Annotated in this window: 11 protein-coding genes; 5 read left to right on the top strand and 6 right to left on the bottom strand. The window is 50.0% G+C overall.

What is annotated here, in order from left to right; genetic code table 11:
- Nucleotides 1-114: 114 nt before the first annotated feature.
- The 3 genes from J3491_RS02255 (at nt 115) to J3491_RS02245 (ending at nt 4,817) form a co-directional block, all read left to right on the top strand.
- A complete protein-coding gene (locus J3491_RS02255; RefSeq protein WP_207969070.1) occupies nt 115-1,590 on the top strand; it encodes an NAD-dependent succinate-semialdehyde dehydrogenase in 1,476 nt (491 codons plus the stop codon).
- Between the two features lie 177 nt (nt 1,591-1,767).
- Nucleotides 1,768-3,030 carry a 4-aminobutyrate--2-oxoglutarate transaminase gene (gene gabT / locus J3491_RS02250; protein WP_207969069.1) on the top strand — a complete coding sequence of 421 codons (1,263 nt, stop codon included), beginning with the start codon at nt 1,768-1,770 and terminating at the stop codon, nt 3,028-3,030.
- 344 nt (nt 3,031-3,374) lie between these two features.
- Complete coding sequence (locus J3491_RS02245) at nt 3,375-4,817, top strand: APC family permease (RefSeq protein ID WP_100749245.1); 1,443 nt, start codon at nt 3,375-3,377, stop codon at nt 4,815-4,817.
- 129 nt (nt 4,818-4,946) lie between these two features.
- On the opposite strand, the gene J3491_RS02240 is transcribed toward J3491_RS02245, so the two are convergent.
- From J3491_RS02240 to J3491_RS02215, 6 genes are all read right to left on the bottom strand, one after another.
- The gene (locus J3491_RS02240; protein ID WP_207969068.1) at nt 4,947-6,320 is read right to left on the bottom strand and encodes an NAD-dependent succinate-semialdehyde dehydrogenase; all 1,374 of its coding nucleotides are present in this window, start codon (nt 6,318-6,320) and stop codon (nt 4,947-4,949) included.
- A 64-nt stretch (nt 6,321-6,384) separates the two neighbouring features.
- Nucleotides 6,385-7,500, bottom strand: coding sequence for an agmatine deiminase (aguA, locus tag J3491_RS02235; protein WP_207969067.1), 1,116 nt, complete (start codon nt 7,498-7,500; stop codon nt 6,385-6,387).
- A 68-nt stretch (nt 7,501-7,568) separates the two neighbouring features.
- Nucleotides 7,569-8,438 (bottom strand): N-carbamoylputrescine amidase, encoded by an 870-nt coding sequence (gene aguB, locus J3491_RS02230; protein ID WP_207969066.1) that lies wholly within the window; start codon nt 8,436-8,438, stop codon nt 7,569-7,571.
- Between the two features lie 255 nt (nt 8,439-8,693).
- Nucleotides 8,694-10,187: a Na+/H+ antiporter NhaC family protein gene (locus J3491_RS02225; RefSeq protein ID WP_207969065.1), complete on the bottom strand. Its 1,494-nt coding sequence runs from the start codon at nt 10,185-10,187 to the stop codon at nt 8,694-8,696.
- 234 nt (nt 10,188-10,421) lie between these two features.
- The gene (locus J3491_RS02220) at nt 10,422-11,786 is read right to left on the bottom strand and encodes an NAD(P)/FAD-dependent oxidoreductase (protein ID WP_243456047.1); all 1,365 of its coding nucleotides are present in this window, start codon (nt 11,784-11,786) and stop codon (nt 10,422-10,424) included.
- A gap of 1 nt (nt 11,787) precedes the next feature.
- The gene (locus J3491_RS02215; protein ID WP_075101124.1) at nt 11,788-13,131 is read right to left on the bottom strand and encodes a glutamine synthetase family protein; all 1,344 of its coding nucleotides are present in this window, start codon (nt 13,129-13,131) and stop codon (nt 11,788-11,790) included.
- Between the two features lie 274 nt (nt 13,132-13,405).
- On the opposite strand from J3491_RS02215, the gene J3491_RS02210 reads away from it, so the two are divergent.
- Complete coding sequence (locus J3491_RS02210; RefSeq protein ID WP_100749250.1) at nt 13,406-14,146, top strand: gamma-glutamyl-gamma-aminobutyrate hydrolase family protein; 741 nt, start codon at nt 13,406-13,408, stop codon at nt 14,144-14,146.
- Nucleotides 14,121-14,912, top strand: coding sequence for a cupin domain-containing protein (locus J3491_RS02205; protein ID WP_243456045.1), 792 nt, complete (start codon nt 14,121-14,123; stop codon nt 14,910-14,912). Before J3491_RS02210 ends, J3491_RS02205 begins: the two co-directional genes overlap by 26 nt.
- The last annotated feature ends 2 nt before the right edge of the window (nt 14,913-14,914 follow it).

Below are 14,914 nucleotides of genomic sequence, written 5' to 3'. Positions count from 1 at the left end.
TTTATATAGACTCTTTTTATATAGATTATATAAACTCTGTTATCGACCGTCATTTATGTACCGCGATAGAGTTGTAGTGTTTTCTGCACTCTATCACTGACAAGGAGCGTCACAATGTCACAACAGCCACATACGTTACCACTCTCCAACCCAGACTTGCTCAAACAGCAGTGCTTGATTAAAGACGGCTGGCATGTCGCAAGCAGCGAAGAGACGCTGGATGTGAGCAATCCGTTTAATGGCGAGCTTATCGGTACGGTGCCAAGCTTGACCACTGAAGATGTCAACGATGCCGTGGCCGCCTCTCACGACGCCCAAATCGCTTGGGCTGCCAAAACCGCACAAGAGCGTGCCACCCTACTACAAAAGTGGGCTGACCTGATCGATGCCAATAAAGAAGATTTGGCCATCATCATGACCGCAGAGCAAGGCAAGCCTTTGACTGAGTCACGCGGTGAGGTGGGTTATGCCAACAGCTTTATCCGCTGGTTTGCCGAAGAAGGCAAACGCGTCTATGGCGATGTCATCCCTGCCAACCAAGCAAAATTGCGCCATGTCATCCTCAAGCAGCCCGTCGGCGTCTGCGCGGCCATCACTCCTTGGAACTTTCCAGCGGCGATGATTACCCGAAAAGCGGCACCGGCGCTCGCAGCAGGCTGCACCATGATCATCAAGCCTGCAACCGAAACGCCATTTTCGGCGCTAGCCCTTGGCGCATTGGCCGAGCAAGCAGGTATCCCAGCAGGCGTCATCCAAGTGGTCACGGGAAAATCCTCCACCATCGGCGATATTCTCACCGGTGATGCACGCATTCATAAGCTGTCATTTACTGGTTCTACGGAAGTGGGTCGTACCTTGATGGCACAGTGCGCGCCAACCATCAAAAAACTATCACTTGAGCTGGGTGGTAATGCCCCATTTATCGTTTTTGATGATGCTGATTTAGAAGCCGCCGCTGATGGCTTAATCGCCTCTAAATATCGCAACGCCGGTCAAACCTGTGTCTGTGCCAACCGCGTCTATGTACAAGAGAGCATCAAAGACAAGTTTCTTGACGTGTTTGTCAAAAAAGTCGCTGAGCTCAATGTCGGTAACGGCATGGACGAAGGCGTGGATATTGGCCCGTTGATCAACAAAAAAGCTTTGGAGAAAGTGCAAGCGCTGCTAAAAGACGCTTTAGACAAAGGCGCGACGCTTATCACTGGCGGCAGCACCAACGGCACCTCAGAGCTGACTTACAACCCAACCGTCATCACTGATATCAGCGCTGAGATGGATATCGCCTCTGAGGAGATCTTTGGCCCCATCGCCACTATCTTTACTTTTAAAGATGAAGCAGATGTCATCCGTCAAGCAAATGACACCATCTACGGCTTGGCCGCTTATTTTTATAGTGGCAGCTATGCGCGCGCATGGCGTGTCACAGAAGGGCTGGAGTACGGCATCATCGGTCATAATACCGGCCTTATCTCCACGGAAGTTGCCCCATTTGGCGGTGTCAAGCAATCAGGTTTTGGCCGCGAAGGCTCAAAATACGGCATCGAAGAGTATGTAGTGACCAAGTACTGGTGCTCTGATGTCAGTGCCTAATCGCACCTAGCGTACGCTGCTTTTTATTTAACCATTTCATCTTAATGCGGCATCGTCGCAGCTCAAGGGACTCAGACACTCGTCAGAGTGATGCGTCCCATCTATCGTTTGTACTTCCCATAAACCGCCATGACGCATCTGGCACCTACGCAAAAAAGAAAGAAAAAGGACATTCTTATGACAATCACCAATCAATCATTACTCGAGCGCCGTAAAGCTATCCTACCAACTGGACTTGGTGTGGCCTTTCCTGTCTTTGCAGAAAAAGCCAAAAACTCAGAAGTTTGGGACGTAGAAGGCAATCGCTATATCGACTTTATCGGCGGTATCTCTGTACTTAACACCGGTCACAGCCACCCCAAAATCACCCAGCGCGTCCATGAGCAGCTAGACAAGTTTACCCATACCGCCGCGCAAATCATGAACTACGAGTGCTATGTCGATCTGGCCGAAAAGCTCTGCGAAAAAGCGCCCATCAGCGGTGACAAAAAAGCCTTGTTTTTGACCACTGGCGCAGAGGCGGTCGAAAACTGCGTCAAGATTGCTCGTGCTAAGACTGGGCGTCCAGGTATCATCTCTTTTGTCGGTGGCTGGCATGGTCGCACCTCTATGTGCATGAGCTTGACAGGTAAAGTATTGCCGTACAAAAAGAACTTCGGTCCGATGCCAGGCCCTGTGTTTCATGCTTTGTTTCCAGCAGAAGAGCTAAACATCACCGAAGCCCAAGCCCTGCATAGCCTTGAGATGATTTTTCAAGCAGACATCGATCCTAGCGAAGTGGCGGCGATGATCATCGAGCCGGTACAAGGCGAAGGCGGTTTTCACCAAGTGACGCCGTCATTTGCCAAAGCGCTGCGCGAGATTTGTGATGAGCATGGCATCGTTCTTATCTTTGATGAAGTACAGTGCGGTTTTGCTCGTACAGGCACCTTGTTTGCTGGTGAGCAATTGGGCGTTGAGCCAGACCTTATGACCAGTGCCAAGAGTTTGGCAGGTGGCTATCCTATCTCTGCGGTCATCGGCCGTGCCGATATCATGGATGCGCCGCAAGTTGGCGGTTTGGGCGGCACATACTCTGGCAACCCGCTTGCCTGCGTGGCCGCTTTGGCCGTGATGGAAGTCATCGAAGAAGAAAACCTACTGGCGCGTAGTGTGGAAATTGGCGATAAAATCGCAACTTTCTTAAAAGGCTTAAATTTAAGTACTATCGGTCATATCCGCTATAAAGGCGCGATGTTGGCGTTTGAATTGGTCGATAGTGATGGCAAGCCGGATGCCGCAGCAACTGCTGATCTAAAAGCCAAAGCCTTTGAGAAAGGCTTGCTGCTTGCCTCTTGCGGTATGTACGGCAATGCCATCCGTGTGATGGTGCCGCTGACAGTCGAAGATGAAGTACTCCAAGAAGGCCTAGATATCATCAAAAATATCTTAACCGCCTAGTTTATGTCTTTAACTCAATCGGTGGTCATCTATCTTGGCTTACGATTGAATCCTGTATGGTGTGATGTACCCTTGTCAAGCAAGCGGTGTTCTTGGTTGGCAGGGCTAGGTTTATACAGCAAGATTGCCCATGATGGCACTCGCTTTGAGTACATTTTTTATAACGGCGCCTTGCAAGTCAAGACGCCGTTGCTGTTTTTGTCGTTTGCCTATCAAGTAAGATGCAAACGACGGCATGGACAAAAAGGGATATATGATAATTATGAAGGGTACTATCCCGCTAAACAAAAAATAGTGTAACCATCAGAGGTTCACACGGATGACACACAGACAAGGAGCAGGTTATGTCTGAATTAAAAAAATCGTTAGGGACGCTAGATATTATTGCCTTAGCATTCGGTGCTATGGTTGGCTGGGGCTGGGTAGTCTTGGCTGGCGGTTGGATTTTGTCTGCAGGAACGTGGGGCGCAATGCTGGCGTTTTTGATAGGCGGTTTGGCCGTGATACTAATCGGTGTGACGTATGCTGAGCTGGCCGCTTCTATGCCGATTACAGGCGGCGAGCATACTTATACGCATCGAGCGCTGGGGGTAAATGTCTCCTTTATCTGCTCATGGAGCATTTTATTTGGGTATTTTTCGGTGGTGGCGTTTGAAGCGGTCGCTCTGCCAACGGTGGTCGAGTATTTTATTCCCAATTACAACCAAGGCTATCTTTGGACCATCGCCGGCTGGGATGTCTATGCCACGTGGGTGGGCGTTGGGATGCTGGGCTCGATCATTGTCACTTGGCTAAATATTCGCGGTATGGAAGTCAGTGCATGGTTCCAAAAAACAGCGGTACTGGGTATTTTATTTGTCGGTACGCTACTGTTTATCGGTGCGGTACTGTTTAATCCTGAAAATACAAACTCTGTACAAGCTCCCGCCTTTATCGCTGGTATCGGCGGTATTATGGCCGTCATCGTGATGGTGCCCTTTATGTTTGTCGGGTTTGATGTCATCCCGCAGGCAGCAGAAGAGATTGACCTGACGCGTCCCAATATTGGCAAGTTTTTGATTGTCTCTATCATTGTGGCGGTGATGTGGTATGTAGGTATTGCGTGGAGTGTGGGTACCACTTTACCGCTGATACAAGCAGAGAACTCAACGCTTGCGACAGCCGATGCGATGACCAATGCTTGGCAGGGCAAGTGGGCTGGTATCTTATTGGTTATCGGCGGTGTACTGGGTATTTTATCCAGCTGGAATGCCTTTTTGATCGGTGGCAGTCGTCTACTTTATGCCATGTCTAAAGCACATATGTTGCCAGCGTTTTTGGGCAAGCTGCATCCTAAGTATAAGACACCTTCCAATGCGATCTTATTGATCGGAGGTCTTGCGACGCTTGCGCCATTATTTGGTCGCAAGATGCTGGTGTGGATCGTCGATGCGGGCGGTTTTGGGATTGTCATCGCTTATAGCTGTGTGGCGATCTCCTTTTTGGTGCTGCGTTACCGCGAGCCTGATATGGTACGTCCATTTAAGATACCGGCAGGCAAGCTGGTCGGTATGGTGACGATTGCGCTGAGCATTGGTCTGTTGATGCTATATATGCCAGGCATGCCATCAGCGCTAACTGCAATTGAGTGGTGGATCTTCCTTGGCTGGACGGTGCTGGGCATTGTGTTATATAGCTATGCTCGTATCAAATACCCTGGTATCAGTGAGTCGATCATGGCAGAAGAGTTGCGCCAATTAAAGATCGTCAACCAACTGTGGCTCAAGGATAACCCGCCTAAACGCTAAGATCGGTAAAGAGAGCCGCTCTGAAAATAGAAAGAAAGCTTAAAAACAGAGAGCTTCTCATCGCCCAAAACAGCAGCCTGACAGTTTATGTTAGGCTGCTGTTTTGTCATTGGGCGTGGCCAAGGTGCATTAAGACTTGTCGCGAATCAGCTTATGGTTTAAAAACTCAGTGATACCCAGCGTGCCAAGCTCGCGGCCAAACCCTGAGCGTTTGACCCCGCCAAATGGCGTGTTTGCTTCGCTACCAGAAGGGGCGTTGATGGTCACCATACCGACGTCTAGCTTGTCGGCGATATCAGTGGCCAAGTCAGCATCTTGCGTCTGAATAGAAGCGCCAAGACCAAATGGCACGTCGTTGGCGATCTGGATAGCATGCTCGATATCACGCGCCTTATAGATGACGGCGACAGGACCAAACAACTCCTCACGGTAGACATCCATCGATTCATCGACATCGGTCAGCACGGTAGGCGCAAACCACGCGCCGGGTTTGTCTTTGATCATCCCGCCCTCGATCAGTACCGTGGCACCGGCTTTGATGGCGCTGTCTAACTGTGCTTGTAAGTTGGTCGCGGCGGCTTTTGAGGACATCGGGCCGATGAAGGTGCGCTCATCAAGGGGGTCTGCCAGTGTCATGTCGCGGACGGCATTGGTAAAGCCCTCAACGAACTTGTCATAGACCGACTCGATGATGATTAGGCGCTTGGCTGCATTACAGGCTTGTCCGGTATTGCCAAACCGCCCTGAGATTGCCCCTTTGACGGCTTGCTCGATATCGGCATCGGCCGCGACGATAAACGCATCTGAGCCGCCCAGCTCTAAGACGACTTTTTTGAGCGCGCCGCCAGCTATCTTGGCGACCGCTTGGCCTGCGCGCTCAGAGCCTGTCAGCGAGACGCCTTGTACGCGCGGGTCTTCGATGATAGTGGCGGCTTGCTCGTTGGTGGCAAACACGTTGTTGTAGACGCCCTTAGGCAAGCCTGCGTCTTTTAGAATGTCGACGATGGCTTCTGCGGTTTTGGGGCACTGCGGCGCGTGCTTTAGGATAATGGTGTTGCCCGCCATGAGGTTTGGCGCGGCAAATCGTGCGACCTGATAATGAGGGTAGTTCCACGGCATAATGCCAAGTAACGCCCCGACAGGGTGCTTCTCGACAGAAGCGCGACCGCTATCAACTTCGATGGTACTTGGCGCAAGTAGCTGCTCGGCATTATCGGCATAGTAGCGATAAATCTCAGCCACCAAGCCAATCTCACCTTTGGCCTGCGCTACGGGTTTGCCCATCTCTGTGGCGACGATGCGCGCCAGCGTATCTTGACGCTCAAGATACAGATCAGCGACCTTGTGTAATAAAGCGCTGCGCTCGTCAAATGACACTTGACGCCAGTCTTGATAAGCGTTATCGGCTTGCTCAATGGCGTTTTGGATGTCTTGCTCAGCGGCGGCCGGATAAGTGGCTTCTACTTCGCCCGTGGCTGGGTTATTTACTTGATAGTCGCTCATATATATTCCTTAGTTAGCGTTAAAATCCGTTTAGGTTTTTGCCTATTCGCTTAAGTTTATCTGTTTAAGCAAGGCATTTGGGTTGCTGCTGGGTAATACAGTGGATATTACCACCACCATAGACAATCTCTTTGGTACGTACGCCTACTACCTGATGCTGCGGAAATATTTTTTCAAGCTGAGTAATGGCCAAGCTGTCATGGGCATCATCATATTGCGGCACGATAATGGCATCATTGCAGATCAAAAAATTGGCATACGAGGCGATACAAACATCGCCTGCACGGCGCGCTTTGGCATCGTCAGATTGCTCAATCTCATAGTCATCGGGTAGGGTGACAGGTACTTTGGTGCAGCACAGCTGATGTACCGTCAAGCGTCGGCCTTTGGCATCCCTCATCGCAGATAGCTGCTGGTAGGCTTTTTGGGTCGCCTCATAAAAGGGGTGCTCAGGGTTGTCGGTGTATAGACAAACCACCTCACCGGGACGGGCAAAGCACGCGATATCGTCGATATGGCCGGTGGTCTCGTCGGGGTCGATACCGTCATCGAGCCACAGCACTTTTTGTACATTCAGATATGCTTTTAGCTGGTCTTCGATTTGCCGCTCGCTGAGCTGCGGATTGCGTCCAGCGCTCAGCAAGCACATACGAGTCGTCAAGAGCGTGCCTTCACCATCGACATGAAACGCGCCGCCCTCCATCACAAAGCCGTCAGTACGATAGCGCTGGATATCTAGATACTCGCACAGGCGTGCGGCCAGTTTGTCATCGTCATCCCAAGGTGAGTACAGACCGTCATAGTCACCGCCCCAAGCATTAAAGGTCCAATCACAAGCGCGCAGCTCACCTTTATCATTGAGCAAAAACGTCGGCACGATATCACGCGCCCACGCGTCGTTGCTGGGCATAGCGATGACCTCGATATCGGCAGCTAAGCTTGCGCGGCAGGCGAGATAATCAGTAGGACTGACCAACACGCCGACGTCACAAAACTCACGAATCGCCCGCGCGACATCGGCATACGCGGCCTTCGCCGGAGCCGCGTTTTGCCGCCAGTTATCGGCCCTGTATGGCCAGATTATCCAGACTTTTTGTATCGGCGCAAACTCTGCTGGCATAAAAAAGCCGTCTTGCTGCGGCACAGAGTCTGTGATTAATAAATTGGAAGGTAATGACATATAAACGTACCTCAGGTTCAGGCAAATCAGTTTGCAATCTTATGACAGTCTTATGAGCCAGTATGCCATTAGCCATGTGTGAGCAAGGTGGCGTACATCGATGGGCGACGGTCACGAAACACGCCCCATTGCTGGCGATCGATTGCCAGCTTATCTAAGTCAAAAGTCGCTGTGATGACCTCTTGGTTATCTGTTGATGCTTCTTGGATAATCTCGCCGCGCCCATCGGTGATAAATGAGCGACCATAAAACTGCAGAGTGCTGTCATGAGTATTTTGGCGAATGGTCTCTGTGCCGATACGATTTGCGGCCACCACAGGCATTAGGTTGGCCGCCGCATGCCCCTGCATACAGCGTTGCCAATGCCCTTTTGAGTCAATGCCCAGTGTGGGCTCATCACCAATCGCTGTCGGATAAAACAAAATCTCGGCACCCATCAGCGCCATACTGCGCGCGCACTCAGGGAACCACTGATCCCAGCAAATACCGACGCCTATCTTGGCGTACTTGGTTTCCCAGACTTTAAACCCTGTATCTCCAGGGGTGAAGTAAAATTTTTCGGCATAAGGGATACCGTCTGGTATGTGGGTTTTGCGATAGGTGCCCAGTATCTCGCCATCGGCATCGATGATGGTGACGCTATTAAAAAAAGTATTGCCCGATTTTTCATAAAAGCTAATCGGTAGCACCACATCTAACGCTTTGGCCAGTTTTTTAAAATGCGTGATAGCGGCGTTATCTTCGACTGAGCTTGCCAGTTTAAAATAATCAAAGTCATGTACTTGGCAAAAATAAAGCGTCTCAAACAGCTCTTGTAGCAAGATAATATTGGCGCCAGCGTTGGCCGCTTTGGTCACCAAGTCGGTGGCGGCGGCGATGTTTTGTTGTATATCCCAGCCGCAAGTCATCTGAGTGGCCGCAACGGTAACAGTACGCATATTTTTATTCCTTGTCAGTATCAAATCTAGGTCAGTATCGAATCTAGATTAGTATCAAATCTAGCTATTTTTGGCCCATGTCGCTAGGCATTGCTTACCTTGAGGGTCAATCCTAACGACAGAGTGGTAAATAATGGGTAACGACCAGAGCGTCCTTGCCCATCTGTCCGTTATTTGCCGAGCAGTCTGCATCGCGCAGTACTTAACATAATATTGACCGGTATCGCTCATATATTGCCTGCTCGGCAGCCAAGCTTATGCCATCATAAAGCCCAAACCTAAGAAGGTGATGACAGATAACACCGCGCCGAGCATCGCATAAGGGAACTGGGTAAACGCATGCTGCATGGGTGAGCAGCCAGCGCCTTGGGCGGCGAGTAATGAGGAGTCACTAAAGAAACAAGCATGACTACCAAATGATGAGGCAGACAGCAGCGCGCCGATCATAAGCGGGGTGTTGACGCCTAAGGCCAATGAGATCGGAAAGACAATCGGCATGGCAAGGACGTACAGACCCCAGCTCGATGAGGTGGCAAAGGTCAAAAACGCCATGACCGCAAAGATAACCGCAGGGAAAATGACAATCGTCATATAAGGGGTGATGGCCTCAATCACATACATGGTCATGCCAAGCTCATCGTTAATGGCTTTTAGAAAAAACCCACCAATGACGGTCGAGAGAGGGTAGAGCATGACTTTAAAGCCTTTAAACACCGCCTCCATCTGGGTCTCAAAGCTCAAAATACCCTGCACCCAGTAGAGAATAACAGTCACAAAACAAGTCAATAACGCCCCGCGCAGCAGATCAATCTCAAAATAAACGGTCGAGATAATCAGCAAAATCATGGGAAAGGCAAAGTTCATGATATTGGCTTTAAATGATAGCTTGCGCTTGGCCTTGACGTTTGAGACCAGCTGCTCTTCTACAAAATCCTCTGGGACAGGCTTGCCTGCTTTGGCACGCGCCTCGGCCTTTTTCATCGGTCCCCAATTACCAAGGACGCCATACGCCACCAAAAACACGATAAGTAAGGCAAACCAAGCATAGGCCATGTACGGAATCGCACTGATATAAAGCCCGATGCCTTCACCATCTCCTGCCACGCCATTTTCTTCTAGTAGGCCCGCAAAATATACTGCCCACGTCGAGATAGGGACGATGATACACATAGGCGCTGCGGTTGAGTCGACGATATAAGCCAGTTTTTCGCGTGAGACGTTATAGGCATCGGTCAGTTTTTTGACTGATGTCGATACTGCCAGACAGTTGAGATAATCATCAATAAAAACAATCACCCCAAGGGCAAAGGTGGCAAGCAAAGACTGCCGCCGTGATTTGATGATTTTTTGGAGCCATTCGCTAAAGCCATCGAGACAGCCGCTAATCTCAAGGAGCTGAATCAGCCCGCCCATCAGGCCGCAAACTAAGATAATCCAAATAATGGTCTCATTACCCAAGACCATCGACATATTATCAGCAAACGGCGATACCAGATCGAAGGGGTTGAGCATCACAAGACCTGCGACACAGCCTGCGATCATGGATTCAAATGGCCGTCTAGAGACGATAGCGGTGATGAGTACCAACAAGGTGGGTAATAAAGACAACGCGCCCCAAGACTCGCCTGGGTCGTGGTTGGACGATAACCAAGCAAACGCCAGATAGATGGCGACTGCGGCGATGACGGTAAGAAAGACTCGTTTGTTATGATATTGCCCCTCGACAGCATCATTGAGTTTCATGTTCATACTTACGCTCCCTGTAAAACTTTGTTTGATAGAACAAGCTCTATTTTATGATTGACGCCCAGTAGACAGCAGGCAAACCCACTTTCTACCAAGCTTTATCACAACAATCCGTTGTTATGATAAGGGGGTGTAGCAATAGACCAAACGCGAAAACGGGTGACTTAAAAAGCAAGACTGACGCTTGATAAGTACCTCGTCTTGAGGCGCTGAGTACACGTCAAGGGATTGATACCATCATAGGCCTGTGGTGTCTTTTAGCGCATACCACCAAGAGCCCATCACAGAGTAGGGCACACGTAGGGCGCGGCCACCAGGAAAGGGAATCCAAGGTATTTTGGCAAAAGTATCAAACTCTTTGGTTTTGCCATTGATGGCATCGGCGAGTATTTGTCCAAACAGATGCGAGCCTGTGACGCCATGTCCACTATAGCCATGAGCAAAAAATACCCGCTCATGTAGTTTGCCCATCTGCGGCACTCGCGAAAACGACAAGGCAAAGTTGCCGCTCCACGCATAGTCAATCTTGACATCGCGTAACTCTGGGAAGATTTTGTTCATATTTGGGCGGATTTTGGCGGTGATATCGGCGGGGTCTTGGCCGCCATAGACCGTGCCGCCGCCAAACAGCATGCGTTTGTCCGCTGAGAGGCGATAGTAGTCAAGAATATAGCGCACATCCTCGACACAGACATCGGTCGGTAGCAGCTGATCGGCCAGCTCGCCTAGCGGTTCGGTGGCGATAATCTGCGTCGAGACCGGCATGACGCGGTCCGTCAACTTTGGAATGACTTTATTTAGATAGGCATTGCCGCACAGTACCGCCTGCTGACAGGTCACTGAGCCAAACTCGGTAATGACTTTGATGTGGTCATCGGCATACTCAATATCCACCACTAGGGTGTTTTCGTAGATGGTGCCGCCGCCTTGTTCGATTGCTGCCGCCTCACCGAGGGCGAGGTTGAGTGGATGCAGATGGCCGCCTGAGTGGTCGATGACGCCGCCGACATAGGCATCGGTTTTGATATGCTGTTGAATGCCATTTTTGTCTAGCATTTCACGATCATGCATACCGTGGCGCTCCCAAAGGGCATGCGTCTCTTGTAAGTCTTTTAGTTGACCTTTATTGAGGGCGGCAAAGATGTTTTTTTCTTTTAAATCGCAGTCAATATTATAATCAGTGACAAACCGGCGAATGATTTGGCCACCGCGAGTCACCAGCTGACCGACGAAGTCAGCATTTTGTTGACCGTAGGATTTTTTGATTTTTTGTAGGCTGGCGTTTAGGCCATTGACGATCTGACCGCCATTGCGCCCTGAGGCACCCCAACCGATTTGCGCGCCTTCGAGGACGACGACTTCATGGTCGGTCTCGATGAGGTGCAGCGCTGTCGATAGGCCGCTATAGCCACCGCCCACCACACAAATTTCTGCTTGAATGTCGTTTTTGAGCGTCGGTCTGTCCGGTTTTGGGTTACGACTGGCGGCATAATAGCTGTCAGGGTATTGGCCTTGATTTGAGTAATGCGGAATATTGCGCGTGTTGTTGGATGACAAGTTTTGCGGCATTGCTGCATGAGCATTTAAGTTGCTATTTGACATATCAGACATCCTGTAAATAGGTGAGGTATTCAAGGTTGGTGACTTGCTGGGCGAAGCGTTTGGCTTCTTGCTTTTTGACCGCGATCAACAGCTCGATCATCTCGCGTGGAAACAAAGAATCGATGATATCGCTACTTTCAAACTTACGAATGGCCGATAACCAATCTAGGGGTAGGGTCTTGAGCTCCGTATCGTCATAGGTGATGCTGTTGATAGGCTCAGGCGCGGCCAGCTTGTTTTCGATACCATAGAGCATCCCTGCGAGCACGGCACTACAAACCAGATAAGGATTGGCATCAGCGCCAGAGACGCGGTGCTCGATACGGCGCGCTTTTGTGTCGCCACCGGGGATACGGACTGCGGCTGTACGGTTTTCGTAGCCCCATGAGATATTGTTAGGGGCAAGGGTGCCGGGGGTGAAGCGGCGATAAGAGTTGACGTGCGGGGCAAAGAGCAGGGTACAGTCGGCCATGGTTTTGAGCAGGCCTGCGACCGCATGACGCAACATGTCAGAGCCTTCATCTGTACCATCATCAAAGATATTATTACCGTCCTTGTCCAACAAGCTGCAATGTACATGAAACCCATTGCCGGACTGTAGGCCAAATGGTTTTGCCATAAAGGTTGCTGTCAGCTGACGGCGGGCGGCGACAGATTTGACCACTTGTTTAAACAATATCGCATCATCAGCGGCCTTTAATGGGTCGTCGACGTGTAGTAGGTTTATCTCAAACTGACCACAGCCGTTTTCGGCCAAGGCGGCATCGACAGGGATATCAAGCTTTTTGCACTGGGCATAGACTTCATCTAAAAACTCATCAAACTGCAACAAATCATTGATGCTGAGAATGGAGGTTTTGTTGAGACGTAGGCCGCTTTTGGGTCTGATAGGCGGTCTGGGGGTTTCGCCTTCGGTATAGTCGACCAGATAAAACTCTAGCTCTGTCGCCATCACCGGCGTCAGGCCCAGCGCTTTGAATTTTTTGCTGATGTGATCGAGTACATGTCTGGCGTCACCATAATAAGGCTCATCGTCTTCGGTGTATAGCCAGACTGGTAGTAGCGCTGACGGGGCGCTGGTGTTGAGTAACGGGTAGGCGGCGCGGCCGGTAGGACGGGCGATGGCATCTATATCGCCATTGCACTGAGAGGATTCGATGACATCAGCACCCCAGATATCGACGCCTAAGATCGACAGCGGTAAGCGTATTGCGCCCTTTTCTGCTTTTTCCATCTGATTAAAAGGGATGCGTTTCCCGCGAAGTAAACCATTAATATCGCCAGCGGCCACATAAACGTATTCGGTGTTATTGTCAGATTCGACCATTCCATTGGTTGTCGTCATGTCTATTCTTCCTATGAATTTTATTGTTACTGAGGTTTTGCTTACTCCGTTGCTGATGACTTCCAATATATGTATGAAAACTATAGTTGTCAATTTTTATTTAAAATTATCATAAAATTGCTAATTCTGATGGTTTTTATATCAATACTCTTTATATTGAGGTTTATAGTTTACAATTTATGAGAAGTTGTGTTAGGTTTTAGCTAAACAAAGGATTGCATCAGGCAAGAGAGCATATCTGCCTAGATAAAGCGACGGACAAAGGAACGCAATTATGAAAAACGCCAAACCGATTATCGCCATCGTGTCATGCTACAAAATGATCGACGGTCAGCCTTCACAAGCGGTATATCAAAAATACATCGATGCGGTAAACTTTTATGGCGGCAACCCCATTTTGCTGCCCAATACCGCAGCGGACAGCAGCAACTTTGAGGCGTTATTGGCTATGGTCGATGGGATCTTATTGACGGGCAGTTATAGCAATGTGGCGCCGACGCGATACGGAGCGACGCACCGCGAAGCCAAGCAAGATCTTGGGCGCGATGAGCTGAGTTTTAAGCTGCTCGCCTACGCCGACAAGACAAACACGCCGCTGCTGGCAGTGTGCCGTGGCCTGCAAGAGATGAATGTTCATTTTAAAGGCACACTTCACCCTGATTGGCGCGAGGTAGAAGGGTTTTTTGAGCCGCACCTAGAAGACAGCAGTCAGCCGCTCGAAGTGCAATACCAGCCCGTCCATGACGTCGTCATCGAGCCTGCAGGTAGGCTGGCGGCGTTTGGCAAAAAATGGCATGTGAACTCCTTGCACAAACAAGCCATCAATAAAGTCGGCGAGCGCTTGTTGGTAGAGGCGCTGGCACCTGATGGCCTAGTCGAGGCGATAAGCTTATCTGAGCATCCATTTATGATTGGTGTGCAGTGGCATCCTGAGTTAAACTATGAAAAAGACAACTTGTCCAAGTTTCTATTCACGGAATTTATTCACTATGCCAGCAAACAACGCACTGAATAACGAAGAAGATCATATAGATACAAAAATCCCTGATGCCAGCTGTGACGCCAGTACCGATACCGACAATGAGGCGAATAACGATGCCGCTGCCAGTAAAGGAATCGATAATGAAGGCGATGATAAGGGGGCCGATGACGACAGTGTTTGCAGCGATGATGACGCAGAAGACGAAAGTCTGCCGAGCGCCGCGCCCGCCGAGACAGAGGCGTCTGCTGAAGAAGATATCGGCAAAAAAATCAACCAATTACGCTTGGCCAAAGGCTACTCACAGCGCAAGCTGGCCAAGCTGTCAGGCCTGACCAATACCTCTATCAGCTCTATCGAGCGCAACAAAGTTAGCCCAGCGGTCAATACGCTAAAGGCGATTTTGACTGTGCTTGGCTCTGATCTGACCACGTTTTTTAGTGATGAGTGGAAAGAGCCAAAAGCCCGTGTGGTGGTCACACCAAAAGACTTGCTAGAGCTGAGTGAGGCGGGTAGTCGGGTGTCGCTAAAACAAGTGTATAACTGCAGCACCACAAAAAACTTGGGGTTTTTGATTGAGACTTATCAGCCCAATAGCTCGACAGAAGAAAAAATCGCCCACGAGGGCGAGGAGATCGGCACGGTTATTGAAGGCAAGATTTTGATCCGTGTCGAAGAGACCACCTATCTGCTCAATCAAGGCGACAGCTATGTGATCGATACGATGAAGCCGCATACTTTTATTAACCCAAGCGACAGCATCACCCGTATCGTCAGTGCGCACACGCCGACGACTTACTAAGT

Source organism: Psychrobacter halodurans, from assembly GCF_017498075.1.
GTDB classification, from domain to species: Bacteria; Pseudomonadota; Gammaproteobacteria; order Pseudomonadales; family Moraxellaceae; genus Psychrobacter; species Psychrobacter celer.
Note: the sequence above shows the minus strand (reverse complement) of the source record. Positions and strands in the feature narration are given on the sequence as shown.

What these genes read in the sequence shown, in the direction of transcription:
- J3491_RS02240 (WP_207969068.1), bottom strand. Translation starts at nt 6,320, where the DNA reads ATGAGCGACTATCAAGTAAATAACCCAGCCACGGGCGAAGTAGAAGCC.
- gabT (WP_207969069.1), top strand. Translation starts at nt 1,768, where the DNA reads ATGACAATCACCAATCAATCATTACTCGAGCGCCGTAAAGCTATCCTA.
- J3491_RS02215 (WP_075101124.1), bottom strand. Translation starts at nt 13,131, where the DNA reads ATGACGACAACCAATGGAATGGTCGAATCTGACAATAACACCGAATAC.
- aguA (WP_207969067.1), bottom strand. Translation starts at nt 7,500, where the DNA reads ATGTCATTACCTTCCAATTTATTAATCACAGACTCTGTGCCGCAGCAA.
- J3491_RS02225 (WP_207969065.1), bottom strand. Translation starts at nt 10,187, where the DNA reads ATGAACATGAAACTCAATGATGCTGTCGAGGGGCAATATCATAACAAA.
- J3491_RS02255 (WP_207969070.1), top strand. Translation starts at nt 115, where the DNA reads ATGTCACAACAGCCACATACGTTACCACTCTCCAACCCAGACTTGCTC.
- J3491_RS02220 (WP_243456047.1), bottom strand. Translation starts at nt 11,786, where the DNA reads ATGTCAAATAGCAACTTAAATGCTCATGCAGCAATGCCGCAAAACTTG.
- J3491_RS02205 (WP_243456045.1), top strand. Translation starts at nt 14,121, where the DNA reads ATGCCAGCAAACAACGCACTGAATAACGAAGAAGATCATATAGATACA.
- J3491_RS02245 (WP_100749245.1), top strand. Translation starts at nt 3,375, where the DNA reads ATGTCTGAATTAAAAAAATCGTTAGGGACGCTAGATATTATTGCCTTA.
- J3491_RS02210 (WP_100749250.1), top strand. Translation starts at nt 13,406, where the DNA reads ATGAAAAACGCCAAACCGATTATCGCCATCGTGTCATGCTACAAAATG.
- aguB (WP_207969066.1), bottom strand. Translation starts at nt 8,438, where the DNA reads ATGCGTACTGTTACCGTTGCGGCCACTCAGATGACTTGCGGCTGGGAT.